This is a genomic window from Patulibacter medicamentivorans (assembly GCF_000240225.1).
GTDB classification, from domain to species: Bacteria; Actinomycetota; Thermoleophilia; order Solirubrobacterales; family Solirubrobacteraceae; genus Patulibacter; species Patulibacter medicamentivorans.
Genome location: NZ_AGUD01000295.1, coordinates 1 through 26,506, shown reverse-complemented (window position 1 = coordinate 26,506; position 26,506 = coordinate 1). Strand labels below are relative to the sequence as shown.

The 26,506-nt window shown below is 74.8% G+C and carries 19 protein-coding genes; 12 read left to right on the top strand and 7 right to left on the bottom strand.

Going from position 1 to position 26,506, the window contains the following annotated elements:
• Positions 1–90 precede the first annotated feature (90 nt).
• The 3 genes from PAI11_RS20355 to PAI11_RS20345 all read left to right on the top strand — a co-directional run bounded on the left by PAI11_RS20355 (position 91) and on the right by PAI11_RS20345 (position 2,123).
• Positions 91–552, top strand: coding sequence for a MarR family winged helix-turn-helix transcriptional regulator (locus PAI11_RS20355; RefSeq protein WP_007578302.1), 462 nt, complete (start codon positions 91–93; stop codon positions 550–552).
• A 5-nt stretch (positions 553–557) separates the two neighbouring features.
• A complete protein-coding gene (locus tag PAI11_RS20350) occupies positions 558–1,676 on the top strand; it encodes a sensor histidine kinase (RefSeq protein ID WP_007578301.1) in 1,119 nt (372 codons plus the stop codon).
• A 135-nt stretch (positions 1,677–1,811) separates the two neighbouring features.
• Positions 1,812–2,123 (top strand): hypothetical protein, encoded by a 312-nt coding sequence (locus PAI11_RS20345; RefSeq protein ID WP_211656638.1) that lies wholly within the window; start codon positions 1,812–1,814, stop codon positions 2,121–2,123.
• 98 nt (positions 2,124–2,221) lie between these two features.
• On the opposite strand, the gene PAI11_RS20340 is transcribed toward PAI11_RS20345, so the two are convergent.
• The 7 genes from PAI11_RS20340 to PAI11_RS20310 form a co-directional block, all read right to left on the bottom strand.
• Positions 2,222–2,902, bottom strand: coding sequence for an MBL fold metallo-hydrolase (locus tag PAI11_RS20340; protein ID WP_425280477.1), 681 nt, complete (start codon positions 2,900–2,902; stop codon positions 2,222–2,224).
• Positions 2,903–3,065: 163 nt separating this feature from the next.
• A complete protein-coding gene (locus PAI11_RS20335) occupies positions 3,066–3,722 on the bottom strand; it encodes a response regulator transcription factor (protein ID WP_007578296.1) in 657 nt (218 codons plus the stop codon).
• 34 nt (positions 3,723–3,756) lie between these two features.
• Entirely contained in the window at positions 3,757–4,509 is a 753-nt protein-coding gene (locus PAI11_RS20330) for a ferredoxin reductase (protein ID WP_007578294.1), read from the bottom strand.
• A gap of 2 nt (positions 4,510–4,511) precedes the next feature.
• The gene (locus PAI11_RS20325) at positions 4,512–5,114 is read right to left on the bottom strand and encodes a sulfite oxidase-like oxidoreductase (protein ID WP_007578292.1); all 603 of its coding nucleotides are present in this window, start codon (positions 5,112–5,114) and stop codon (positions 4,512–4,514) included.
• A 13-nt stretch (positions 5,115–5,127) separates the two neighbouring features.
• A complete protein-coding gene (locus PAI11_RS20320; protein ID WP_007578290.1) occupies positions 5,128–5,442 on the bottom strand; it encodes a UBP-type zinc finger domain-containing protein in 315 nt (104 codons plus the stop codon).
• Between the two features lie 21 nt (positions 5,443–5,463).
• Positions 5,464–6,927, bottom strand: a complete 1,464-nt coding sequence (locus PAI11_RS28365; RefSeq protein WP_007578287.1) for a sensor histidine kinase — start codon at positions 6,925–6,927, stop codon at positions 5,464–5,466.
• A gap of 2 nt (positions 6,928–6,929) precedes the next feature.
• A complete protein-coding gene (locus tag PAI11_RS20310) occupies positions 6,930–8,615 on the bottom strand; it encodes an FAD-dependent oxidoreductase (protein WP_007578285.1) in 1,686 nt (561 codons plus the stop codon).
• Between the two features lie 195 nt (positions 8,616–8,810).
• Between PAI11_RS20310 and PAI11_RS20305 the strand changes: the two genes are divergently transcribed.
• The 9 genes from PAI11_RS20305 to PAI11_RS20265 form a co-directional block, all read left to right on the top strand.
• Positions 8,811–9,668 carry a TauD/TfdA dioxygenase family protein gene (locus PAI11_RS20305; RefSeq protein ID WP_211656637.1) on the top strand — a complete coding sequence of 286 codons (858 nt, stop codon included), beginning with the start codon at positions 8,811–8,813 and terminating at the stop codon, positions 9,666–9,668.
• A gap of 10 nt (positions 9,669–9,678) precedes the next feature.
• Positions 9,679–10,470: a hypothetical protein gene (locus PAI11_RS20300; protein ID WP_007578281.1), complete on the top strand. Its 792-nt coding sequence runs from the start codon at positions 9,679–9,681 to the stop codon at positions 10,468–10,470.
• On the top strand, positions 10,460–11,317 hold the full coding sequence (locus PAI11_RS20295; protein ID WP_007578279.1) for a hypothetical protein: 858 nt from the start codon (positions 10,460–10,462) through the stop codon (positions 11,315–11,317). Before PAI11_RS20300 ends, PAI11_RS20295 begins: the two co-directional genes overlap by 11 nt.
• A 197-nt stretch (positions 11,318–11,514) precedes the next feature.
• Positions 11,515–13,095 (top strand): MBL fold metallo-hydrolase, encoded by a 1,581-nt coding sequence (locus tag PAI11_RS20290; RefSeq protein ID WP_007578278.1) that lies wholly within the window; start codon positions 11,515–11,517, stop codon positions 13,093–13,095.
• A complete protein-coding gene (locus tag PAI11_RS20285; RefSeq protein ID WP_007578276.1) occupies positions 13,095–17,510 on the top strand; it encodes a DUF6603 domain-containing protein in 4,416 nt (1,471 codons plus the stop codon). The genes PAI11_RS20290 and PAI11_RS20285 overlap by 1 nt, the downstream gene beginning before the upstream one ends.
• Positions 17,507–19,816 (top strand): hypothetical protein, encoded by a 2,310-nt coding sequence (locus tag PAI11_RS27575; protein WP_007578274.1) that lies wholly within the window; start codon positions 17,507–17,509, stop codon positions 19,814–19,816. Before PAI11_RS20285 ends, PAI11_RS27575 begins: the two co-directional genes overlap by 4 nt.
• A 2-nt stretch (positions 19,817–19,818) precedes the next feature.
• Positions 19,819–23,574 (top strand): hypothetical protein, encoded by a 3,756-nt coding sequence (locus PAI11_RS20275; protein WP_007578272.1) that lies wholly within the window; start codon positions 19,819–19,821, stop codon positions 23,572–23,574.
• Between the two features lie 16 nt (positions 23,575–23,590).
• On the top strand, positions 23,591–25,309 hold the full coding sequence (locus PAI11_RS20270) for a hypothetical protein (RefSeq protein ID WP_007578270.1): 1,719 nt from the start codon (positions 23,591–23,593) through the stop codon (positions 25,307–25,309).
• 207 nt (positions 25,310–25,516) lie between these two features.
• Positions 25,517–26,506: ECF-type sigma factor (locus PAI11_RS20265; RefSeq protein ID WP_138974449.1), on the top strand; the 990-nt coding region annotated here is incomplete at its 3' end.

The following is a 26,506-nucleotide window of genomic DNA, read 5'->3' as shown; positions in this document are numbered from 1 at the left end:
AATAGTTGCAAACGCTGGCTATTGCTGTCAACTGGTAGTCTTGCGCCAGCAGCGAGGACCACCGCTGCCTCCCGAGACGAGGTCTGAGCCATGTCGATGCCCGATGACGCGATCGAGGCCCGAGCCCAGGGCTGGCGGACGCTGGCCGCGCTCCACGCGCGGATCGAGGACCGGCTCGCCCGCGAGCTGGAGTCCCGCCACGACCTGAGCGTCAACGAGTACACGGTGCTCGACGTGCTCTCGCGCCAGGACGAGCACCACATGCGGATGCAGCAGCTGGCGGGGGCGGTCGTCCTCAGCCAGAGCGCCACGACCCGGCTGGTCGCCCGGCTGGAGGATCGCGGCTACCTGGCCCGGCACCTCTGCGCCACCGACCGCCGCGGGATCTACTCCGAGCTGACCGAGGCCGGGCAGGCGCTGCTCGATGCCGCCCGCCCGACCCACGACGCGGCACTGCGGGAGGCGCTGGCCGCCGCCCGCCAGCAGGAGGAGCTGCAGCCGCTGGTCGAGACCGTCGAGCGGCTCTCCCGGCCCGCCGCGGTCGGCGCCTGACCTCGATGGACGGCGGCCCGGACCCCGGGGGCGAGCCGCCGGCGCTTCCGCCCGACGCGCTCCCCGGATCGGATCCGCCGGCGGTCCTCGGGGCGCTGCTGGAGAGCGTCGCCGACGCGGTCTACGTGGTCGACCACGCCGGCACGGTCCGGTTCGCCAACGCGGCCGCGCTCGAGCTGCTCGGCTACCGCGAGGACGAGCTGGTCGGCCGCCCGAGCCATGCGGCGATCCACCACACGCGACCCGACGGCCGCCCCTTCCCGGAGTCCGAGTGCCCGCTGCTGCGGCCGCGGATCACCGGCGAGGTGGTGCGGATCTGGGAGGACTGGTTCGTCCGCCGCGACGGCACGATGGTGCCGGTCGCCTACTCGTCGGCGCCGATCGCGACCGCCGACGGCCGTGGCGCGGTGGTCGTCTTCCGCGACGTCTCCGATCGCCGCGCGGCCGAGCAGGCCGAGCGGGGCGCCGCCGTCGAGCGGGCGCGGGCCGAGGAGCTGGAGCGGTCCCGGATCCGGATCGTCGAGGCCGCCGACGCCGAGCGCCGGCGGATCGGCCGCGACCTCCACGACGGCGCCCAGCAGCGGCTGATGAACGTCGCGCTGCAGGTCCGCCAGGCGCTGGCCGCGATCGACGGCGAACGACCCGAGGCGGCGCGCGAGGACCTCGCCGGGGCGCTCGACGAGCTGCGGGCGACGCTGGCCGAGCTGCGCGAGCTGGCGGCCGGCATCCACCCCTCGATCCTCACCAACCGCGGGCTGGCGGCCGCCGTCGACGGGCTGACCGGGCGGATGCCGCTGCCGGTGCGCGCGACCGTGCCCGAGGTCCGCTGGCCGCCGGCGATCGAGGCGACCGCCTACTTCGTGATCGCCGAGGCGCTGGCCAACGTCACCAAGCACGCCGGCGCGTCGCTGGCGCGGATCGACGTCCGCGAGCGAGACGGGCGGCTGCTGGTCGAGGTCGGCGACGACGGGCGCGGCGGCGCCGACCTGGGCGCCGGCCGCGGGCTCCAGGGCCTGGCCGACCGGGTCGCGGCGCTCGGCGGATCGCTGGCGATCGAGCCCGGCGAGGCGGGCGGGACGGTGGTGCGGGCCGCGCTGCCGCTGCCCGGCGCGATGTCCGGCTAGCCCGACCCCGGCTGTCCGGCGCGACCCCCTTCCGCGAGCCCTGCGCGCGCGGGACCATCGATGGACCGGACGAGCGACGTCCCTCCGTCGCCCGCCTCGCTCGTCACCGTCCTCGCCGACCGACAGGAGCCCGCCGTGCTGACCCCCGTGAAGATCGTCCGCTTCTGGTTGCCGGGCCTGATCTTCCTGATCGGCGCGCTGATGCTGGTGACGCGCCCGGACATCATCGGCGTCGAGGGCGCGGCGCTGATGCTCGGCGGCGGCCTGGGCGTCGTCGTCTCCGATCGCCTGTACCGGATGGGCCTCAAGGGCGAGGAGGAGCGCGACGAGGAGAGCGACGCCCGCGGCTTCCTCGACCGCTACGGCGTCTGGCCCGACCAGGCCTCGCCCGAGCTGCTCGAGCGCGCCGAGCGCGAGGGCACCTGGCCCGCCGCCCACCGCGCCTGAGCCGATCCGGTCCCCGCTCCGGCGCGCCGGAGACGGATGGCCCCGATCCGCGGCGGTCGCTCACCGCGATCCGGGGCCGTCCGGCCTCGACGGCGAGGTCAGGCCGCCGGGAGCCGCTCGGCGAACCGCAGCAGGGCGTCGGGATCGCGCAGGACCGGGCCGTGGCCGAAGCACGCGATCCGGGGGCGAAGCTCGGCGAGCCGGCGAATCGCGTTCCGATTGCGGGCCGGGTCCGGGGTCAGGATCGGCAGCGGCTCGTGCAGGCCGACGCGCCCGGTCAGCGGGTGGACGTGGTTGAGCACGTCGCCGAGCAGCAGCACCCGGTCCTCGGCCCGCCAGAACGCGAGGTGACCGGGGCTGTGGCCGGGCGTCTCCAGCACGGCGAACCCCGCGACCTCGTCACCCTCGCGCAGCCGCCGGTCGACCGGGTGCGGCGGCCCCGTCCACCAGCGCTGCTGCAAGTGGTTCGCCAGGCCGGGCGCCTGCAGCGCCGCGACCCCACCGGGGGTCTCGGCCGCGTCGGCGTCGCCGTCGCCGACGAGGAACGGCAGGCGCAGCTCGGTGCAGATCGCGTGGCTCGAGCCCTGGTGGTCGGGATGCGCGTGCGTCAGCGCGTGCGCGCGGACGGCGCGACCGGCGATCTGGCGCATGATCCGGCGACGAGCGTGGCGGGTGCCCGCGTCGATCAGGACGTCGCCGACCAGGTAGGCGTTGATCGCGTCCCGCGGCCGGCCGGCCAGCTGGAGCACGTCCGGTGCGATCTGGCGCACCTCAGGCATCCTCGCGTCGGGGCTGGGCGTCGTTGGTCGTCCGTGGCATCGGGCCGGCAGCCTAGGACGGGGCCCGCCGCATGGCGTCGGGGCGGGACCCGTGGGTTTTGGCGGTCGACCCCGAACGACAGGACGGCCACGCTGCCCCGCGACGCGTCCCGGCCGTCGCCGTTCAGCGCGCGCGCAGCAGCGTCAGCACGGCCATCACCCGGCGGTGCTCGTTGGCGGTGGCGGTCAGGCCGAGCTTGTGGAAGATCCGCGTCGTGTGCTTCTCGATCGCGGCCGCGCCGACGCCGAGCGCCTCGGCGATCCCGCGGTTGGAGTGGCCCTCGGCCATCAGCGCGAGGACCTCGCGCTCGCGCGGGGTCAGCGCGTCGAGCGGGTCGTCGACCCGCGGCCGGCCGACCATCCGCGCGACCACGTCCGGGTCGAGCGCCGAGCCGCCGCCCGCCACCCGCCGGACCGCGTCGACGAACGACTCGACGTCGATGATCCGGTCCTTCAGCAGGTAGCCGACGCCGTGGGCGTCGTCGCCGATCAGGTCGGTCGCGTAGCGCTCCTCGAGGAACTGCGAGAGGACGAGGACCGCCGTCTCGGGCAGCTCGCGCCGGATCCTGACCGCCGCCCGCAGCCCGTCGTCGCCGTGGTCGGGCGGCATCTGGACGTCGACGATCGCCACGTCCGGCCGGTGGGCCCGGGCCTTGCGCAGCAGCTCGTCGGCGTCGCCGGCCTCGGCCACGACCTGCAGCCCGGCGTCCTCCAGCAGCCGGGCGATGCCGGACCGCAGGAGCACCTGGTCCTCGGCGATCAGGACGCGCAGCGCAGCCACGCCGGGCAGCCTGGCAGACCAACGCGCCGGCCGCTCACGACGGGCCGAACCGCTCGGTCCGGATCCGCGCCGGGTCGTGCCCGCCGTCGACCAGCAGGTCGGCCGCGTGCTCGACGAACGGGGTCGGCCCGCAGACGAAGACCAGCGGCCGCTCCTGCGGCGGCGGGCCGATCGCAGCCACCATCGCCGCGTCGATCCGGCCGGCGAACCCGCTCCAGCCCGGCGGCGGCAGCCGCGTGTAGGTCGGTCGCAGGTCGAGGCGGTCGTCGGAGGCCAGCGCCGTCAGCTCGTCGCGGTAGAGCAGGTCGCCCGGCCCGCGGACCGAGACCAGCGCGCGGGCGTCGATCGTGGAGCCGCGGGCGGCGCGGTGACGCAGCATCGCCATCAGCGGCACGAGCCCCGACCCGCCGGCGATCAGCAGCAGCGGACCGCCGTCCGCCACCGACCAGGTGAACGGTCCGCCGATCGGCCCGCGCAGCTCGAACTGGTCGCCGACCCGCAGCTCGTCGACCAGGTAGGGGGAGACCTCGCCGTCGTCGATCCGCTCGACGGTGATCTCGACCCGCCCGGACTCAGGGGCCGAGGCGAGCGAGAACGAGCGCTGCGCCTGGTAGCCGTCCTCGGCCGTCAGCCGGACGTCGAGGTACTGGCCGGCGCGGTGGCCGGGCCAGCCGGGCACGTCCAGCTCGAGCGTCCGGGCATGGTCGTTCTCGGCCCGCGTCGCCGCGACGGTCGCGGTCCGCCAGACGATCGCCGGCGGTGTCGCCGGGCCGCGCGCGTCGGCCACCCTCAGTCGCTCCAGTAGCGCTCTTCGCGCCACGGGTCGCCGCGCCGGTGGTAGCCGCCGCGCTCCCAGAACCCGGGCTCGTCGGCGACGGTGATCGTCAGCCCGCGAACCCACTTGGCGCTCTTCCAGAAGTACAGGTGCGGGACCAGCAGCCGCGCCGGCCCGCCGTGCTCGGGCGGCAGCGGGGCGCCGTCGTACTCGTGCACGACCCAGGCCCTGCCGTCGGTCAGGTCGGCCAGCGGCAGGTTCGTCGTGTAGCCGCCGTCGCACCAGACGCTGACGAACGCCCCGCCCGGGCTCAGGCCGGCGAGCAGGGTGTCGACCGCGACGCCGGTCCAGGTGGTGTCGAGCTTCGTCCACTTCGTCACGCAGTGGATGTCGACGGTGAAGGTCTCCTGGGGGAGCGCCCGGAACTGCTCCCAGCTCCAGCTGGCGGCGCGGTCGATCGCGCCGTCGATCGACAGCTGCCAGCGGTCCAGGTCGACGCGCGGCGTCGGACCGGCGGACAGCACCGGGAAGTCCCGCTCGACGTACTGGCCGGGCGGGACCCGGGTCGGGTCGACGGGCGGACGGCGGCCACGGAACCCGCGCGAGATCGGGGGCATCGGGAGCGGCTCCTCAGCCGAGCATCGGGGACGGCGGGATCCGGGGCTCGCCGTGGATCGCGTCGATCCGCAGCGCGACCTCGTCGACGAAGCACCACGACCACCGCTCGCCCGGCTCGATCGAGCGGATCAGCGGGTGGCCGGTCGCGGTCGCGTGGGCGGTGGCGTGCCGGGCCGGCGAGTCGTCGCAGCAGCCGACGTGGCCGCACTCCAGGCAGATCCGGAGGTGCAGCCACTGGCCGCCGACCGCGAGGCAGTCCTCGCAGCCGTCGACCGACTCGGGCAGCTCGGTGACGAGGACGTGGTCCAGGTGGGTGCAGGCGGGCATGGCGGTCTCGGCTCCTGGCCGTCAGGCGGCGTTCGGCTCGACGGGGATCAGGGTCTCGTCGTCGGCCGCCGACTCGAACGGGATCCAGACGTGGAAGGTGGTCCGGCCCGGCTCGGAGTCGACGGTCATCGATCCGTGGTGGCGGTCGACGACGATGCTGCGGGCGGTCGTCAGGCCCAGGCCGGTGCCCTGGCCGACGTCCTTGGTGGTGAAGAACGACTCGAAGACGCGATCGCGGACCTCGGGCGGCATCCCGGGGCCGTCGTCGCTGATCTCGATCAGGGCGCAGGGCCCGTCTCGGCGGGTGGCGAGGGTGATCGTGCCGCGCTCGCCGAGCGCCTGGATCGCGTTGTCGAGCAGGTTCGTCCAGACCTGGTTCAGCTCGGGCCCGCGGACCATCAGCGGCGGCAGGGTCCGGTCGTAGTCGCGCACGACCTCGATCGCGGTCTGCTTGAGCTTGTGGCCGAGGACCGTCAGCGTCGTCTCCAGCCCCTCGTGGACGTCGACCTGCACGACCTCGCCGCGGTCGACGTAGGCGTAGGACTTGACCGCCCCGACCAGCTCCGACATCCGCGCGGTCGACTCCTGCAGCTCGCGCGCGAGGCCCTGGGCGGAGAGGGTCGCCGCGACCCAGCGGACGACGGCGTCGGTCGCCTCGCCGGCCAGCCCGCGGACGCGCTCCAGCCAGGCGGCGTCGACGCGGGCGCGGGCGAGCGGCTCGACGATCCGCCAGGCCTCGCCGACGCCGGCGTCCTCGAGCGCGTCGCGCAGCTCGTCCTCGGCGTCGGCCGCGTCGAGGGCGTCGAGCGCGCTGCAGGACGCGGAGCGCTGGACGGCCTGCTGCTGCAGCTCGATCAGCTGCGCGGCCTCGGCCCGCTCGACCCCGGCGGCGACCAGGCTGATCAGCGCGCCGTTGACGGTCTCGATCGCCTCGGCCATGTCGGCGGCGGCCCGGCGCGCCGCCGCGGCCGGGTTGTTCAGCTCGTGGGCGAGCCCGGCGGCCATCGTGCCGAGCGCGGCCAGCCGCTCGCGGTTCTGCTCGACGGCGGCGATCCGGTGGACGACGGGGGAGACCTTCGACATCACCCGCTCGCGGACCAGCGGCTGCTCGTAGGTGATCCGGCGGAACTCGTCGGCCGGCAGCAGCGCCACCAGGCTCGGCTCCTCGACCTGCATCCGGACGGCGTGGGCGCCGTCGATGATCACCGCCACGGCGCCCATCCAGGTCGGCGCCTGCTGGCGGCCGATCGGCTCGCTGCGCTCGCCCTCGACCAGCCAGTTCTGGACGCTCCCGCGCAGCAGCAGGTGGACGCCGGCCGGCTGGCGTCCCTGCTCGGCGAGCACGGTGCCCGCCGGCACCTCCTGGACGCGGGCGACCGACGCCCACGCCGCGAGCTGGGCGTCGTCGAGGCCGTCGAAGAGGTCGACCGCGCGCAGCTGCTCGACCGTGGCCGGCACCCCGTCGTCGGAGAAGTCGTCGCCCATCGCTACGCCTCGGCCAGGTACTGGTGGACGAGCGACACGGCCATCGACCCCTCGCCGACCGCGCTCGCGACCCGCTTGATCGACCGCGCCCGGACGTCGCCGGCCACGAAGACGCCGGGGACGCTGGTCTCCAGCAGGTAGGGCTCGCGCGGGAGCGGCCAGCGGTCGGCGGGTGCGTCGGGCCCGGCGAGGATGAAGCCGCGCTCGTCGCGGGCGACGACGCCGTCGAGCCAGTCGGTCCGGGGCGAGGCGCCGATGAAGACGAAGCAGGCGTCGGCGGCCAGGTCGGACTCGCCGTCGGGCCCGCGAACGCGCAGCGTGCGCAGCCGGCCCTCGTCGCCGTCGGCGGCGATCGCCGAGGTGCCGGTCCGGACCTCGACGTTCGGCAGTCCGGCGATCTGCTCGATCAGGTAGTGCGACATCGACGCCTCCAGCGACGGGCCCCGCACCAGCATCGTCACCTTGCCGGCGTAGCCGGCGAAGTGGACCGCGGCCTGGCCGGCCGAGTTGGCGCCGCCGATCACGACGACCTGCTGGTCCGCGCACGCGCGGGCCTCGGTCATCGCCGCGCCGTAGTAGATCCCGGCCCCGGTCAGATCGGCGAACCCGGGCGCGTCGAGCTGGCGGTACGAGACCCCGGAGGCGACCAGCACGCAGTTCGCGCTCAGCGTCCCTCCGCCGCTCAGCTCGACGATCCGCCCGGCGCCCTCGGCCCGCAGCCCGATCGCGTCCTGGACCGTCAGCAGCTCGGCGCCGAGCCGCCGCGCCTGGTCGGTCCCGCGCCGCGCCAGGTCCGACCCGGAGAGGCCGGCGGGGAAGCCCAGGTAGTTCTCGATCCGGCTCGACTGCCCGGCCTGGCCGCCCGGCGCCTCGCGCTCGATCATCACCGTCCGCAGCCCCTCGGAGGCGCCGTAGACCGCCGCCGCCAAGCCCGCCGGCCCGCCGCCGACGATCACCAGGTCGTAGTGGTCCTGCGCGGCCTGGCCGCTGACCCCGAGTCGCTCGGCCAGCTCCAGGACCGTCGGGCGCTCCAGGATCGACCCGTCCTCCAGCAGCACCATCGGCAGGCCGTCGGGGCTGACCCCGGCGACCTGCAGCAGCTCGCGCGCCTCGCCCTCGCGCTCGACGTCGAGCCAGCGGGCGGGGACCCGGTTCCGGGCCAGGAAGTCGCGCAGGTCGTGGGAGTCCTTGGAGAACCGGTGGCCGATCACCCGCACGCCTCCGGCGTCGAGCGCGGCGCCCGCCTCCCAGGTCGTCAGCAGGTCCTCGACGACCGGGAACAGCTGCTCCTCCGGCGGGTCCCACGGCTTCAGCAGGTAGTAGTCGAGCGCGACCTCGTTGATCGCCTGGATCGCGGCGTCGGTGTCGGCGTAGGCGGTCAGCAGCACCCGCTTGGCCTCGGGCACGAGCTTGCGGGCCTCGATCAGGTACTCGGTCCCCGACATCCCGGGCATCCGCTGGTCGGCGATCAGCAGCGCGACGGCGTCGCCCCGGGTCCGCAGCTGCCGCAGCAGGTCGAGCGCCTCGGCCCCCGACGAGGCGCGCAGGATCCGGAACCGCTCGCCGAAGCCGCGGCGCAGGTCGCGCGCGACCGCCGCCAGCACCGCCGGTTCGTCGTCGACGGCCAGGATCGCGGGCCGCCGGGCGCGCTGGTCCTCGGTCTGCGGATCCGCGTTCACGCTCGCCACATTGCCACACCCGTCAAGTGGGCCGGTGGAACCGGTGCGGCACGTGGTCGGCACCGATCCGGCACTGTCGGGACGGGATCCCGGTGGGAATGTCGAGAGCGACCGGGGCGGCGCAAGCGCCCACGCATCGACAGGGGGAAGCACGTGATCAGCAGGGACCTCGTCGTGGAACAGCGACGCCTGACCGTGGAGCCGGTGAGCCTGGCGCTCGGCGCCCGGATCGACGGGCTGGATCTCTCCAGCGAACTCACCGACGACCAGCGCCAGGCGGTCCGCGAGGCGTTCAAGGACCACGGGCTGCTGGTCGTACGCGACCAGGACATCACCGTCGACGACCAGCGGCGGTTCGCGTCGGCCTTCAGCGAGCTGGAGCTGGCGCCCGGCCAGAGCCCGCTCGAGATGCGCGAGCACACGGCGATGTTCGCGCTCGACGGTCACCCCGACTGCCTGGCGCTGCACAACGGGCCCGACCGCCGGCCCGGGCTGGACCACTGGCACACCGACAACGTCGGCTTCGTCGACCCGCCGAGCGCCACGGTGCTCTACGCCAAGATCACGCCGGCGCTCGGCGGGGACACGCTGTTCTCGAGCATGTACCTGGCGTACGAGGCGCTGTCGCCCACGATGCGGCGCCTGCTCGAGGGCCTCGAGGGCGTCCACGACATGCGCCAGGCGTTCCGCAACCCGATGCTCGAGAAGGCGCTGCGGGCACGGGGCATCGATCCCGACGAGCACTTCGCCGCCCATCCCGCCGTCGCGCATCCGCTGGTCCGCACCCACCCGCTGACCGGGCGCAAGGCCCTGTTCCTCTCCGCCCCGCACACGACCGGGATCGTCGGGCTGAACGACGACGAGGCGAAGCACCTGCTCGGGTTCCTCTTCCGCCACGTCGAGAACCCGGCCTTCCACTACCGCCACGTCTGGCGCGAGGGCGACGTGCTGGTCTGGGACAACCGCTGCCTGCAGCACCTGCCGGTCGCCGACTACTACCCGCACGAGCGGCTGATGCTCCGGATGAGCGTCGCGGGCGACCGTCTCGGCACCGCGGTCTGAGGAGCGTCCGATGACGACGACGCTCGTCGGGGGGACCGACGACGCAGGGACGCTGGACGCCGGGCTGGCCGCCGGGCACCCGAACCTGGTCTGGGCGCAGGCGCACCTGGCCGGGCGGATGACCGGCCGCCGGTCGCCGGTCGCCGAGCGCACCGAGCTGCTCGAGGTCGGCGGGCGGCTCTGCTTCCTGGCCGGGCCGATCGACGCGGCGGCGCTGGCCGCCGCGGCCCGGGCGCTCCGGTCCCGCCGCACGGCGATGCTGGTCCTGCCGCCGGGCACCGACCTGGACGCGCTGACGGTGCCCGACGGCTTCCGCGCCGGGCTGCGGCAGCACTTCCGCGGCCGCAGCGCGGACCTGCGGCGGGCATTGACCGGCGCGGAGGAGCGCGAACGCCGCCGGCGGTTCCGTGCCGACGGCTACGGGCTGCGGCGGCTGCGGCCCTCCGACATCGACGATCCGCTGCTGCGGGAGACGATGCTCGAGGTCTACGGCGCCGCCGAGCACTTCCGCGCCGGACCCGAGCTGGGGTTCTGCGCGACCCACGAGGGCCGGATGGTCTCGTGGATGCATCCGGTGGTCGGCGCCGGCGCCGGCGAGGTCGGTGCCGGGACGGCGGCCGAGCACCGCGGGCGCGGGCTGTCGGGGACGCTGGTCTTCGTCACCGCGCGGGCGATGGCGCAGGCCGGTCTCGACGTGACGGCCAGCTGGATGGCGGACCTGGAGGCCAGCTGGAGGCTCTCGCGCCACGCGTCGCTGCGCCACGAGTTCGACTACCCGGTGCTGGTGCGCGATGCGCGCTGACCCGGCGCCGCGCGCCGACCCGCTGATCCGCTGCGCCGTCGCCGGCGACGGCGGCCCCTGCGAATCGGTCTACCTGGGGTTCGGCCTGGCGACCCGCCACGGGCTCGGCGAGGGCCGACTACCGCTCGACGCGCTGGCGATGGTGCTGGTCGCCGCCCGCCGCCGCGAGCAGCTGGGCGCCGCGCGGGTGGTGCACCTGATCGCCGACCGGCACGCGCTCTACAACGGCTTCGCGACCCGCCGCGACGTCGATCGGCGCGCCCGGATGCTGGCCGCGGAGCTGCGGGAGCTGGCCGCCGCGCTCGGCCTCGGCCCCTACGAGGTGGTGCTGGCGTCGGAGATCGAGGATCGGCTCCACCCGCGGCTGATGGGCGAGGCTTGGGCCCGCTGCCCGGACCTCTACGCCGCGCGCCAGGCGGCCGACGTCGAGTGGGCGCGCCGGCGGTGGGGCGCGGGCGTCAAGGTCGGCTGGAGCATGAGCGGGGACGTGGCGGCGACCGGAGGCCGGGACGAGCCGTACTTCGACCGCGTCCACCGGTCGATCTTCGGCGGCGAGCTGGCCGCGGTCTACACCGCGCCGGGGCGGGCGCTCGATCCGGCGCGCCCGCGCTGCAGCCCGTACACGCTGCTGCCGGGCCAGCCGCGGCTGACGTTCTCCTCGGACGCCGACGCGATCCGCGTCCACTGCGCCAGCGCCAGCATGCGGCGGCACCTGGCCCCGATCTGCGATCGCGGGCTCGAGCAGCTCGGGGTCGCGGTCGACGGTGCGCTCGCCGACCGGCTGGACGTCCTGCTCGCGCACCTGCCCGGACGCGCGAGCGGGGCGGCCCGGGCGGTGGCGGCCTGATCGAGCGGCGCGGGGTCGCCTCCGCCCGGCATCGACTGGCGCCCGGGCGAAGATCTTCGCCTGGACCGCGCGCCTCTCAGGCGCTAGGTTCGGGTCGGGGGGACGCACACAGCGGCGTCCACAGGTCCACGGGGTCGAGGAGCGCCAGATGGCTGCCATCGCAAGCACCATGCCGGTCACGTAGATGCGACGCGCGCATGCCCTGGACGCTGGACATCCACATCATCGACGTCGGCCAGGGCGAGTGCACGTTCATCGTCGCCCGCGATCCGGCGGCGGTGGCGCCGGCGCCGGCGACGCGCTCGATCCTGATCGACGCGGGCCACCGGATCTACGCGAAGACGGTCAACGACTACATCGCGAACCTCCCCGGCGGCGCGGTCCCCGTCGATCACATCCTGACCAGCCACTACGACGTCGACCACTCGGGCGGCGTCCAGGCGCTGCTGATCGCGGACAACCTCGACGCCGTCTGCCGGGCGGTCGGCTCGACGGCGCCGATGGCCAACATCCCGGCGCCACGCCCGCAGCTGCTCGCCGGGTTCACCGCCGCCGCCTGCGCCGCCATGCTCGGCGCCTACGGGCCGAGCGCCGCGGCCGCCGGCCCGCCGATCCTCGTCGCGCGCGGCGCAGCGGCCGGACTCAACGACGCGAACGCGATGCAGCAGGGGATCGCCAGCGCCGAGGCGCTGCCGCCGCCCGCCCCGCAGCCGCTCTTCGCCCAGGGCGCGACCAAGCGCCGCGACGTCGCCCGGCGGGTCGGACTGGCCGCGACCAACGCGGTCGCGGGCGGCTTCAACGTCGCCGCCTCGGCGCGGGCCGCGGCCTACCAGGAACTGCGAACGACGGTCCCGGCCGGCAGCCGCTTCCGGACGCTCGGCCGCTACCGCGACACGCACGTGATCGACATCGGGCCCACGGCGCACATGCCGGCGGCGTACGGGCCCGCGATCACGGGGCAGTACACCGCCTCGGGCAACTACGCGGTGCAGGCGCCGAACACCAACCGCATGCGGACCACGCCGGCGCTCGGCGACGAGGTGCTGTTCGACTCGGGGCCCGGCGCGGTGCTGCCGCCCGCGAACGCCCCGGCGGCCGTCGTGACCGCGATCAGCGGCACCGCCTGGCCGACGGGCGCCGCCTTTCCGCCGAGCGGCCAGCCGGACAACGACGACAGCATCGGCCTCGTCATCCAGTTCAACGAGTTCGTCTACTGGACCGCCGGCGACCTGCCGTCGCAGGGCGAGGACGTCGTCGGCAACGCGCTGATGGCCAACCCGCTCCCCGACCCCGCCGGCGGCTTCTACCCGCAGGCGACGAGCGTCGCCTGCTTCAAGTGCGGCCACCACGGGTCGGCGACCGCGACGTCGCCGGCCTTCCTGGCCGCGGTCAACCCCGTCGGGGCGATGATCTCCGCCGGCAACAACCCGGCCCACCAGCACCCGCGGCAGGCCACCATCACCGCGCTGGACAACGCCGGGACGATGCAGTTCTTCTACCTGACGAACTGCAACTTCGCCCGGGTCGGGGTCCCGCGGTCCAACGGCCTCAACCAGCTCACGGCGATGGGCAACCGCTCGCGCGTGGCCGGCGACAACGCGCTGCCGAACCTCCCGGTGCCCGGCGCGCCGGCACGGCACCGCGGGAACGTCGTCCTGCGCGTCGTCGAGGCGCAGTCGCTGCTGCCGGCCGGCAATCCGGCGCGCTGGTGCGTGGTCGGCTACTGGGACCTGGATGCCGCTCCGGCGGGGCCGCGCGTCGACGCGCTGGTGTTCTGATGGACCTCGCCGCCCTCCGCACCGAGCTGCTCGCGCGTGGCTCGCCGCTGACCCTGGCGGCGACCGACACCACGCTCCCGGCCGCGCTGACGGCGTTCCTGGCGGCGGCTCCGGAGCGGAGCCTGTCGATCGCCCCGGCCTCCGGCGGGATCGCGCTCTCCGGCTCGGTGCTGACCGTCGCGGGCACGACGAGCGCCGCCTGGCCGGTCCAGGGGCTGGCCGGCGTCCACCTGACCGTGACCGCCGTCGAGCTGCGGATCGCCGACGGCACGCCGCCGGTCGTCGGCCTGACCGCGACCGGGACGCTGCCGCTCGGCGGGCAGGCCGCCCCGGTCGCCGTCACCTCGCCGGTCGCGGCGGGCGGCGGCTGGACGATCGCCCTCACCGCCGACGTGCCCGCCGTGACCCCGGAGGCGCTGGTCGGGCTCGCGTACGCGCTCGAGACGCCGTTCGCGGTCCCCGAGCAGCTCGACGTGCTGTCGCGGCCGCTCACGCTCGCCAGGGACGCGCTGGCGATCGCCTTCGTGCCGGGGACGACGGACGACGCGCTGCTGACGTTCGCGATCGAGGCGCCGCAGGCCAGGTTCGCGCTGGTCGACGGCGTCGCCGAGCTCGAGGGGCTGACGCTGCGGGCCACGATCAAGACCCGCTCGATCTCGCTGACCGTCATCGGCCACCTCGAGATCGACGGCATCGACGTCGACGTCGGCGTCGGCTTCTCCACCGGCAGCGTGTGGACCGCGTTCATCGCGCCGCCGCCCGGCAAGTCATTCCCGGGCATCGTGGCGCTCGCGGACTGGATCGCGGGCTCCGGCACGTCGCAGGCGGGCGACGTCCAGGACGGCTTCGCGAACGTCGGGTTCGACACGGGGGCCTTCGACGCCGCGATCGAGGGGGTCAGCGTCGCCTTCGACGTCAGCGCCGGCTCGCTCGTCTCGTTCGAGGTCTTCAGTCGGCTGACCGTGGCGGCGATCCCGCTCGACCTGGTGCTGACGCTGCCCGAGCTCACCGTCAGCGGCACGCTGCACCCCGGCACGCCGGTGCGGATCTCCGACGTCCTCGGCGCGCTCCACCTGCCGACCGGCGGCCTGCCGCTCGACGCCGAGATCGGCCTCGTCATCCTCAGCGCCCAGCCGAGCACCAACTCGTACGCGCTCGAGTTGCACGTCGACGACGTGGCGCAGGCGGGGCCCTTCGCGGTCGAGCAGGTCTCGCTGCTCGTCTCGTACTCGAGCAACGGGTTCGACGGGCAGTTCGGCGCCGAGATGTCGGTCTGGGACCTCGGGGCGCTCGAGGCGGTCGCCGAGTACTCCTCGACCGGCGGCTGGACGTGGTCCGCGATGACCCCGCCGGGCCAGGACCTGGAGCTCGGCGCGATCATCGCCAAGATCGGCTCGGAGTTCGGGCTCCAGGCGAGCGACGTGCCCGAGCCGATCCGGACGCTCGACCTGAAGGCGCTGACGGTGACCTACGCCTCCGGCACGTCGAGCTTCGCGTTCACCTTCACCGGCGACTTCGCCGTCGCGGACGTGCCGGTCGAGATCGCGCCGTCGATCCTCGTCGCCGCGATCGACCCGAAGGACCTGAGCAAGGGGTACCGCTACGACTTCGGCGGCACGCTGACCGTCGCGTTCCTCGAGCTGGCGCTGGCGTTCGACACGACGCCGAGCTCGACCACGTTCGTGGCCGCGCTGGCCGCCGACACCGACGGCAAGCCGGGCACGGTCGACATCGGGGCGCTCGTCTCGGAGCTCTCGCCGACGCTCGGCGCCGAGGTCCCGAGCGGCATCGCGATCGACCTGAAGAGCGCCAAGCTCGCCTCGATCGCACCGGCGGCCGGGCCCCGCACGCTGGCGTTCGCACTCGACCTGGCCGCCTCGATCGGGCTCTCCGAGCTGCCGCTGGTGGGCGACCGGCTGCCTCCCGGCGAGACGGTCTCGATCGACGACCTCCAGGTGCTCTACGCCTCGGCCGTGGTCACCGCCGAGCAGGCCACCCAGCTCAACGCGCACCTGCCGCCGGCGATCCAGTTCCCGGCCGCAGGGCTCGCCGCCGGCCCCGGCTTCAGCGCGACGGCCACGATCGCGGGAACGCCCGAGCGGCTGTCGCTCGGGCTGGTCGCCCCGCGCCAGCCGCCGCGGCCGCCGCAGCTGCCGTCGGCCGGGCCGCTGCCGGCGACGCGGCCGGTTGGCGCGCCGACCGCTCCCGCCGGGCCCGCCGCCCCGACGAGCAAGTGGTTCGACATCCAGCGCAAGATCGGCACGGTCCAGTTCTCGCGCGTCGGAGTCGTCTACGACAGCGGCACGCTCTTCCTCGCGATCGACGCGGCGCTGACGATCGGGCCGCTCACGCTCTCGGTCGACGGCCTCGGGGTGGGGTCGCCGCTCACGCGGTTCGAGCCGACGTTCACCTTCACCGGCGCCGGCCTCGAGGTCGACCGGCCGCCGCTGAGGATCGGCGGCGCGTTCCTGCGGGTGGTGCCGCCCCCGACCGGCACGACCTTCGAGCTGGACGGCTCGCTCGTGATCGAGGCCGAGGGCTTCGGCATCGCCGCAGTCGGCTCCTACGCGGCGCTCGAGTCCGGGGCGCCCTCGCTGTTCGCCTTCGGCCAGCTCTCGGCGCCGCTCGGCGGGCCGCCCGCGTTCTTCGTCACCGGCCTGATGGCGGGCTTCGGCGTCAACCGCGCCCTGACCGTCCCCGAGCCGACCGAGGTCCAGGGGTTCCCGCTGCTCGTCCTCAACGAGCCGCCCGCGCCGGGGCGGAGCGCGCCGCCGCAGGGCCTCGGCCACGTCCTCGACGTGATCGAGGGACGGGTGCCCGCGACGCCGGCCGGCAAGCCCAGGGCGTGGATCAGCCCGGCACCCGGCGAGTACTGGTTCGCGGCCGGCCTGACCGCGACGCACTTCGAGCTCGTCCAGACCCGCGCGGTCGTCGTCGTCGAGCTCGGCAAGCAGCTGCAGTTCGCGCTGCTCGGGCTCGCGACGATGGCGCTCCCGCAGGCGGCGGACTCGAGCGCGACCTACGCCTACGCCGAGCTCGAGCTCGAGGCGGTGCTCGAGCCGAGCGAGGGCCGCTTCGGGCTCACCGCGCTGCTCACGCCGAGCTCCTACGTGCTCGTGCCGCAGTGCAAGCTGACGGGCGGATTCGCGTTCCAGGTCTGGTTCGGCGACAACCCGCACGCCGGCCAGTTCGTGCTGACGCTCGGCGGCTACCACCCGGCGTTCCGCGTCCCGGACTTCTATCCGGCGGTGCCGCGGCTCGGGTTCAGCTGGGCGGTCAGCAGCACGGTGTCGATCAGCGGCGGCGCCTACTTCGCGCTCACCCCGAGCTCGGCGATGGCGGGCGGGCGGCTGCAGGCGCTGTTCAGCGACGGCGACCTGAAGGCCTGGTTCACCGCCAACGCCGACCTGCTCGTCTCGTGGCGGCCGTTCAGCTTCACGGCCGGCATCGACGTCGAGATCGGGGTCTCCTACCGGCTCAACCTGCTGATCTGCCACAAGACGATCGAGCTGTCGCTCGGGGCGAGCGTCGACCTCTGGGGGCCTCCGACCGGCGGCCGGGTCCACGTCCACCTGTGGTGCGTGTCGTTCACCGTCAGGTTCGGCTCGCACGGCGCCGGCAGCAGCCAGGATCCGCTGGAGTGGACGGGCTTCCGGTCGCTGCTGCCCGCGACCGACGCGGTCGTCTCCTTCCAGCCGACCGGCGGCCTGGCCAAGCAGCAGGACAGCACCGCCAGCACCAGCGGCAAGGCCTGGATCGTGCGCGCCACCGCGTTCTCCTTCACGACCGAGTCCGCCGTCCCCGCCAGCCACCTGTGCATCGGCGCCGCGGTGCCGGGCGACCCGACCGCGGGCACGGTGTCGACCTCCGACCCGGTCGACGTCAAGCCGATGAACCGTGCCGGCCTGACCGCGGTCCACCGGCTCGTCGTGCGCCGCGGCGCGCCCGACGCGGAGCCGTGGGACCTGTCGGGCTGGACCCACGCGCCCCGGCTGCGCAACGTCCCCGACGCGCTGTGGGGCACGCCGCCGTCGCCGTTCGCGCAGACCCCGGCGGCCGCGAGGGCCGACGTGGTGCCCGGCCGCCCGGTGGGGTTCGCGGTCGCGCCTCCGCCGCCGGCGATCGGGGCGACCCGGGGCGCGTTCCCGCTCGCCGAGGTCGCGCAGGAGACGATCGCGACGACGGCGATGCCGCTGGACCCCGGGGCGACGCCCGGGACCGCGTACCTGCCGGCCGACGCGCCGCACAGCGTCGGCGACATCGCGCGGATCGCCGGCCTCGCCGGGACGCGCACGGCGCTCGTGCAGGCGCTCGGCGCGCTCTACGGCGGCGCCGACGACCCGATGACCGCGATCGGCGCGCAGGCGGCGACGCTCTTCGCCGACGCCCCGATGGAGGTGACCGCGCCGGCATGAGCAGCGATCCGACGCCGTCCCCGATCCCGGTCGGCGACCTCCGCCTGTACGACAGCTACCTGCCCGCGCTCGGGGCCGGCAGCTGGTACCTCGAGGCCGATCACGCGCTGCTCGACGGCAGCGCGGTCGTCAACGCCGACGCGCTCACGGCGAAGCAGGAGCTGGTCGTCACCGCGCCGCAGCTCTCGCTGCCGCAGGACGAGATCCTCGCCCTCCACCCGCCGCCGGGCAGCACCGGGCAGTTCGCGGACGAGCTGCCGCACGTGGTGTTGAGCGAGCCGATGCTCCCCTGGGAGCGGTCGCTGGCCGGCGACGTCGCGGGCCGCCCGTGGCTCGCCCTGCTGGTGCTCGACGCGGACCAGGTCGTCGACCCCGCCGGCTCGGCCACCGGAGCGATCGCGACCACGGTCGACGCGTTCCTCGCGACCGCCGACGGGAGCGTGCTCAAGCCGTCGGTCACGCGCGAGCACGACGTCGCCGGCAGCGACCCGATGACGATGGTCGTCGTGCCGACCACGGCCTTCGCGGCGGTCATGCCGCGCCTGGACGAGCTCGAGTACCTCGCGCACTGCCGCCAGGCGAGCACCGCCGACAAGGCGACCCTCGCCGAGCAGGGCCTGTTCTCCGTCGTCGTCGCCAACCGCTTCCCGGCCGCGCCCGCCGCCGCGGGCGACCCGCCGGCCCGCTGCCTGGTCCACCTGGTGTCGGTCGAGGGGCTCGAGCCGTACCTGGTCGAGTCGCCGGACTTCGGCAGCGCCACGAGCGTCGCGCTCGCGTCGCTGGCGAGCTGGTCGTTCTGGACGATCCCCGACCCGCGGGAGGACTTCCGCGGGCTGATGGAGGCGATCGTCCAGGCCGGCAGCGACCACGGGTCGCCGGCGCCCGACGCCTACCGGCTGCGGCTCCGCTCGGACTCGATCGACGGCGCGGCGCCCGGGGGCGGCGAGGCGATCGCCCGGCTGCGGCAGGGCTACGTCCCGCTCACGTACGCGACGCGCACCGGAGAGTCGACCCTGGGCTGGTACCGCGGCCCGCTCGCGCCGTACCCGGTCGCGCGACTCGACCGCTCCACGCCGCTGCCGACCGCCGACGCGGCGCTCGCCTACCAGCCCGCCTACGGGGTCTTCGACGCATCGCTGGCCGCCGCGTTCCACGTCGGTCGCGCCGCGGCGCTCGCGGACCCGGCGTTCGGCCAGCGGCTGCTCGACCTGCGCACGCGCGGACACCGGTTCGCCGACGCCCTCCACCACCGGCTCACGAGCGACGCGTTCAGCGCGACCGAGATCGCGGCGCTGTCGGGCGCGAACGTGCAGGACGAGCTGCGCGGCGTGCTCACCGCCGACCTGCTCGCCGACCTCGGCAAGCCGGGGCTGCTCCCGGTCCCTCCGGCCCCGCCGCCGCCCGGGCCGGACAGCTCGCCGCAGGAGGCGCTCGCCGCCTTCCTCGCCGAGGACGACGTGCAGCAGGCGCTGCTCGACGCGGTCGGCGTCGACCTCGACCCGGTCGCGACCTGGCTCGGGCAGCTGCTGCTGCTGGGGCCGGTGCCGTTCCACGCGCTGGTCCCGCGCGAGTCGATGCTGCCCCGCGAGTCGCTGCGCTTCTTCCACCTCGACCCGAACTGGCTCGCGGCGCTCCTCGACGGCGCGCTGTCGATTGGGATCGAGTCCAGCCGCGACACGTTCTTCCACCAGATCGCCGGCGACGTCCTCCACGCGGCCGCCTACGACGCGGTCGCGGAGTACCGGTCGACGATCGCGGGGACCGGACCGCCGTCGCCGGCCACGGGCACGGGGCCGATGAGCGGGATGCTCCTGCGCTCGGGCGTCGTCTCGGGATGGCCGAACCTGGCCGTCCGTCCCGAGGACCACGACGGGGCCCTGCTCGCGACGCTGCGGATGGAGCGCCTGTCGCCCGACGTCCTGCTGTGCCTGTTCACCGGCACCCCTGCGAAGGTCACGGTCGCCGAGCCGCAGGAGGGCTTCCGGTTCGGCGTCGACCAGGACGGCTGCGCGACGCTGCGCAGCCTCGCCGCGACCGCGTCGCTCCAGGTCGGCGAGCAGTTCCCCGGCGATCCGGTCGTCCTCGTGCGGGACCCGCAGGGCACGCTGCCCGGCGCGATGCGGCCCGGCGGCGCCCGGGTGCTGAACGTGGCGCCGGGAGCGGAGGGCGGCCTGGTCGCCCAGCTCGCGGCGGGCGTCGCCAAGGCGGCGCAGACCGCGGTCGCGACGTTCGGATCCGCCGACCTCGCGCTGCAGATGCTGAACGCCCCCGAGGCGGTCGCGTTCACCGCGCCGACAGGAGGCTGAGCATGACCGGCCCCGCGCTCGTCGTCCCCGTCCAGCTCGACGCCCTGTCGGTCAACGCGCAGCTGATCGCGCGCGACGGCTTCCGCTGGTGGCGCTACGACTACGCCGCGCTCGACGAGTTCTCCAGCCCCGAGCCCGTCGCGCAGCAGGACGGGATCACCGGCGGCGGGCCGGGCGTGCGCCTGCACTGGGTGATCCCCGACGCGCTCCGCCAGGGCGTCCAGGACGCGCGCACCGGGACGATCGAGCATCCGCTGGTGCCCAACCGCTGGCTGGTCTCGCGGTTCGTCCAGGGCGCGACGCTGAGCGCGACCTCCTGGGTCGTCGAGAGCGACTGCCCGTACAGCCCGGCATCGAAGGCGGCCGGGGCGGACGTCGCCCAGATGAGCATGTGCCTGGTCGACTCCGACCTGGCGCGGCGCTGGGCCGCGAGCCCGGACCCCTGCCGCAACACCGTCCAGCTGCCGCCCGCCGGCAGGACGCCCTACGCGATGATCGGGGCCGCCTTCCCGCTCGCCCAGTGGCAGGAACGCGATCCCGACAGCGCGTTCCTGACCGCGCTGGCCCCGGGCAACGTCGCGTTCCCGATCTACACGCCCCACAACCGCGGGGTCTTCTCGTTCTACGACGCGATGGCCGGCGTGCCCGCCGGCGCCGGCACCGTCAGCTACGCCGTCGTCGGGTGGCACTCCAGCGCCGACGACGACCCGCTCGCCGGGTGGGCGGCGGACAGCGGCTCCGACACGCCGTACCTCGACGCGCTGTCCGCGCTCGACTGGAGCGTCGCGGGCGATCGCGCGCAGCCGGCGACCAGGACGCTCTACGAGGGCCTCGCCCTGGGGGTCGCATGGGATCCGTCGGGCCCGCCGGCCTGCGGCGAGCAGGATCCGCTCGCGGCCCTGAAGCACAGCCCCGACATCGACGTCGGCGTCGGCAACACGACGACCGACGCGTTCACGTCGCTGCTGGCGGCGCGCGCCCCGGACCTGCGATCGGGCGGCGAGCAGCTGCTGCGGGCGTTCCAGTACGACCTGCTGCCGGTGCTCGGCGAGGTCAACGGCGAGGCGCTGCTCGATCGCAGCATCCGCCGGGCCTGGCACGGGTCGTCGGCGGGCGGCTATCGCTGGGAGATCGTCGCCGCCGAGGACCAGGACGCCAGCGCCGCCACGCTCACGGTCGGCGAGCGGACCTGGCTCGCCCAGCTCAACGCCGACCAGCTGCGCCTCGACCTGGCGCTCGGCGACCTCGACGCGCTCCAGTGGCGGTTCCACGAGCTGTGGTGGAAGGCGGGCCGCTACCCCTCCGACTCGTTCCCCGACCCACCGCCGGGCGTCGCGTCGCAGGAGCAGCTGACCCAGCAGCTGGACCCCACCTTCGTGGCCGGGGACGGGACCGCGAGCGTCGCGCGACAGCTGCTCGACCAGCTCGCGACGGTGCGCGCGCTGGCCGATCGCGTGCCCCAGCCGGACCCCCACGTGCCCGACCCCCAGGACGCGCTGACGGCGGGGATCGGCGCGTTCGCCCGCGCTCGCGGCCTCGACGCGACGGCGAAGGTCCTGAAGGCGGTCGAGGCGCCCCGCTACTGGATGCCCAACGACCCGGTCGTCGTCGTGTCGGGCGTCCAGCCGCCGGACGAGTCGACCGCGACCCCGCCCGTCGCGCGGCTGCAGTCCGACCTCGTCGCGAGCCTCACCGTCGACGGGGTCCCGGCGACGCTCGCCGGGATGCCGGCCCTGGCCGCCGCGCTGCCCGCCCGTGCCGGGCTGCCGGACGGCGTCGGCGCGGTGCTCGCGGAGTGGCTGCTCGTCGACCCCGCCAACGCGACGCTGATCGGGCAGGCGCTCGGCAAGCCGCCCGGGGACGTCGCCAAGGCCATCGCCACCCGGGCGGCGCCCGCGTACTCCTCGCCGCTGCCGGCGCTCGGCCTGATCCCGTGGGTCCAGCCGTGGCAGCCGATGTTCGTGGAGTGGGCCGCCGCGTACGCGCCGCTCGGCGACGGCGCGCAGTGGGCGTTCGACGGCGAGGACTACCGCTACGCGCCGCGGACGCCCGCGACCGCGACTCCGCAGTCGCTGTCCGGCATCTCGCTGCTGAGCCCGCACGCCCAGGTCGTCATGGGCGCGCGGCTGCAGACGTTCCTCGACCAGTTCGGCGGCTCGGCCGAGCTGCGGCACGTCTACGAGGAGATCTTCGGCGGCCGAACCCCGCTGCCGGTCCTGACCCAGGCCCTGACCGGGTTCAACGCGCAGCTCACGGTCCGCGACCAGCGGGCGATGCGCCGCCCGGCGCCGGCCGAGCAGACGCCGGTCACCGGCAGCGAGCCCTCCTACTCGATCGCCGAGCTCGCGGGCTTCCCGGACGCCGACGCCGCCGGCCTGCTCGCCGCGCGCTATCGCGGGGCGGTGACGACGGCCCCGTTCATGGTCGCCGGGGTCAGCCCGCCGTTCCAGCCGCTGCGCCAGGGGCAGATGTGGCTCACCTACCTGGCGCTCTACGACAAGTTCGGCCGCACGCTGACCGTGGTCGGCGACGGGCGCTCGGAGAGCGGGATCCACGACGCCGCCAACTTCCCGGCCGTCGTCGACCCGGCGATGGCGCCGACCGCCAAGGCGGTGCCGAACGTGGCGTCGGTGGTCGAGCTGCCGCCGCGGATCCTGCAGCCGACCCGGCTCGACTTCGATCTGGTGGACGGTCGCGACGACGCGAGGCTCCTGTGGCGCGACGCCGACGCCAACCCGGTCTGCGGCTGGCTGCTGCCGAACCACCTGGACCACAGCGTGCTCGTGTTCGGGCCCGACGGCACCGCGCTCGGCGAGGTCCGGCTCGTCGTCGCGGCCGACGGCACCCGCAGCGGGCACTGGGACCCGCCACCGCACGGCGACGTCCGGACGATGGCCGACGTCGCCGCCGCGGCCCCGCGGCTCGCCCAGATGATCAGCGCGCCGGCGCTCGCGCAGGAGGCGGCGTTCGACGCGTTCCTCGACGCCATCGACACGACCCTCTGGACGACCGATCCGCTCGGCGCCCGGCGCGATCAGGCGCTGTCGGTGCTGATCGGCCGGCCGCTCGCCCTGGTCCGCGCCAGCCTGCGGCTGAGCCTGCGGCAGCCGCCGCGCCGGGACCCGAGCTGGGCCGGCACGTTCGCCGCTCCGTCGACGGCGGTCCGGCAGCAGCCGTTCGCGGTTCGCCTCGGCGACCTCGCCACCCGCGACGACGGCCTGATCGGGTACTTCGCGCACGAGGACTACTCGACGCTGAACACCGTCGCGACCCCGCGGACGCAGACCGCGCAGGGGTACGTCCATCCGATCGGCGCGCCGGGCGCCGACGGGCCGAACTACCTCGCGCTGCGACCCGACGCCGCGCCGGCGCCGATCACGATGCTCGTCGACCCGCGGGCGGGCGTCCACGCGACCACCGGCGTGGTCCCCGTCGTCCGCGCCGACCTGCCCGGGCCGTTCGTCGCGCGGGCGCTGCGCCGGCTCGAGGTGACGTTCCGGCTCGAGCCCGCGCTGACCTACGTGCAGCCGACGCCGACGATCGCGGGCACGACCCCGGATCCGGCCAGCTCGGTCGTCCTGCCGATCCCGTCCGAGCGCGCGGGCACCTGGACCTTCTGGGACCAGGAGCCGGCCTGGACGCCCTACGGCCTCGTCGACGCCACGCCCGGCGCCGAGCTCAAGCCCTACCTGGCCTCGCTGCGCGACGGGCGGCTGCAGCTCGTCGTCGACCTCGCCGACGCGCCACCGCCAACCTGACCCGGAGGGACACCCCATGGCTCTGCTGCTCGACTACACCTTCTCGACCGATCCGGCGCCGCTGCAGACGAGCACGGCCCAGGCGGGCACGCGCGGGCGCATCAACGTCTCGGTCTCGGACCCGTCGGACGCGGTCTACTGCAACCAGCTGCTGATCGCGGTGCCCCTGGGCGACGACCCGGCCTCGCTGGCGGCCGTGGCGAACGTGCCGACCGCGTCGATCAACACCGCGGCCTGGAACCCGACGTCGGTCGAGGTCGGCGCGCTCGGCGGCGATCCGACCGTGACCTGGGCGAAGTTCACCTTCAGGGCGCTCAGCACCGACCCGGCGGACTGGCTGATCGGCTCGGCGAACCTCGTGCCCAGCCTCGACGCGATCGTCAACCTCGCCCCGGGGCAGTTCGAGTACGTGATCGAGGAGACCTCGGGCACCGACCCGGAGAAGCTGGACCCGAACCGCGGCAGCTTCACGCTCGACAAGGTGCTGCCGCGGTTCTACGTCCAGAACCTGGTGGCGGTGGCGCCGACGGCGCCGACCGTGCCCGCCACCGAGTTCGCGCTCGGAGCGCCGATCCTGCTCGAGTGGGAGGGCAACGGCACCTGGTACGAGCTGTACCGGAAGGGGATCTCGATGCCGGTCTACGCCGGCACCGCGACCAGCTTCGAGATCGCCGACGGGCTGCTGACCGACACGACCTTCGTGCTGGTCGCGTCGAGCACCGGGAACCCGGCCCACGACTCGCCATCGACCGGCTACGAGACGATCGTCCTCTACGAGACCCTCACGCTGACGGTCTCGAACCCGGCGCTCACGCCGACGAGCGTCAAGGCCTCGGGCGACGTCACGGCCGGCGGGACGCTGGGCGTCAGCGAGGCGGCCACCATCGGCAAGACGCTCGACGTGACCGGCGCGCTGAGCGCGGAGAGCGTCTCCACGGGGCCCGTGGCGGGCAACAGCCTCTCGATCTCCGGCCACGCGTCGATCGGCGACGGGGTGACCGTGGGCGGCGCGTCCTCCCTCGGTCCCACGAACGTCAACGGCAACCTCGCGTCGACGGGAGGGTTCTGGGCGAGCGCGGTCACGACGCCGGGCCTCAACGTCAACGGCGGCGCGACCGTCGGCGCCCTGACCGCCAACGGGCAGACCCTGGTCAACGGCCTCCTGGCGCTCAAGCCGGGCAGCGGCAACGCGATCTACGCGCTGAGCTCGTCCGGCGTCAACCAGATCGCGGGCTTCTACAACCACGCCCGCCGCTCCGGCGACTACATCACCGGCGTCGTCTCGATCGTGGGCCCCGGAGGCGCCTACGGCTTCGGCACCAACGGCAAGTACACGAGCTCGGCCGGCAGCGCGCTCCTCACCCACCTCGAGACGCGGGTCGGCCACCGGGTCGTCACGTCGCCGCTGGTGCTCGAGGAGGAGGTCCAGATCTCGGGAACCGGTCGACTGTCGTCCGGCCGCGCGACGGTCCTGCTCGGGGACGAGGCGGCCGACCTCGTCGTCCACGGCGAGGAGGCCGCCTACCGGGTGCTGGTCACGCCGAACGGCCGCTGCGGCGGACTCGCCGTGGTCGAGCGCTCGCCCGACGGGTTCGTGGTCGAGGAGCTCGGCGACGGGGCGGGGGAGGTCGAGTTCGACTGGCTGCTGATCTCGCGCAAGCCCGCCGAGCTCGGCGCGACCCGACCCAGCGAGCTTCCCGACCGGCTGCCGGAGGCGGCCCCGCCGAGCCTCTGACGACGGGATAGGATCTCCGTCCACCCGCCGAGCCGCGGTTCGACGGCAGCGGGCGCGTTCGGGCGAACTGCGTGCTTTGCAGGGCGTTCCCGGGTTTCACGGTCCGATTCCGCGGGGCTAGCGGATCGGGGCCGCCAACGCAAGCGAGATCGGCGATCCGTTGAGACGCGCCGCGATCGGCGAAAGCCTCGCTACCGTCGGTCGCAAATGTCGGCATACATCGAACACACGATGGAGCGTGCGACGGGCGGCCCGTCATCGCGTGGCTCGGCCGCTGGGGTGCGGGGAGGTGCCCGTCGGCGCGCCGATCGGGTGCTGCAGCAGAGCTACGAGTCCCTCCGCTCCAGCACCCTCCGCACGCTCGACGTCAAGCTCCGCCGCGTGGGGCTGATCCTGGACCGCGCCGACCAGGACGCGGCGTACAACTTCGCCTGGCACGGCCTCTACCAGCGCATGCTGGCGGGCGAGGAGATCGACAACCTCGGCGGCTTCCTGGCCCAGGCCGCGTACTTCCGGGCGATCGACGAGGCGCGGCGGCTCCGGCTGGATCGTCGCGCCGACGACTGCGAGGTCGCCGACCTGGCGGCGGCGGCCGCCGACCTCGACCAGCAGCTGGACGACGCCCAGATGCTCCGGTCGTTCGCCGAGGGGCTCCGCGTTCGCCTGCGCCCGCGGGAGCGCGAGGCCGCGACGCTCTGCTACCTCCACGGGTACAGCCGGGCCGAGGCGGCCGACGTCCTGGGGCTCACGCCGAGGCGGATGGGCAAGGTGATGGATCGCGTCTCGAAGCAGGTCGGCTCGCTCGTCGACGACCTGCGCGAGGGCGACTGGTGCCGCGAGCAGCGTTCGCTGATCACCGCCTACGCGTTCGACGCGCTCGACCGGGACGGCGAGCGGCACGCGATCGCCACGTCCCATCTGGCGGACTGCTCGGCCTGTCGCGCGCTCGTGCGGCGGTTGCGCGCGGCCAGCGCGGTCGTTCCGCCGCTCGCCCTGCCGTGGGCGGTCGTCGGCGGGGCCCCGACCGCGGCTCCCGAAGCGGTCGGCGAGCACCTCGGAAGCCTGCTCGTGCCGGACCGCTGGTCGTCGCGGTGGACGGGGGCCGCGGCGAACGTCGCCGGTGCCGCGCCGTCGCTGGCCGCGCTCGCGCCCGTGGTGGCGCTCGCCGGCGCCGTCGGCGTATCGGCCGCGGTCCGG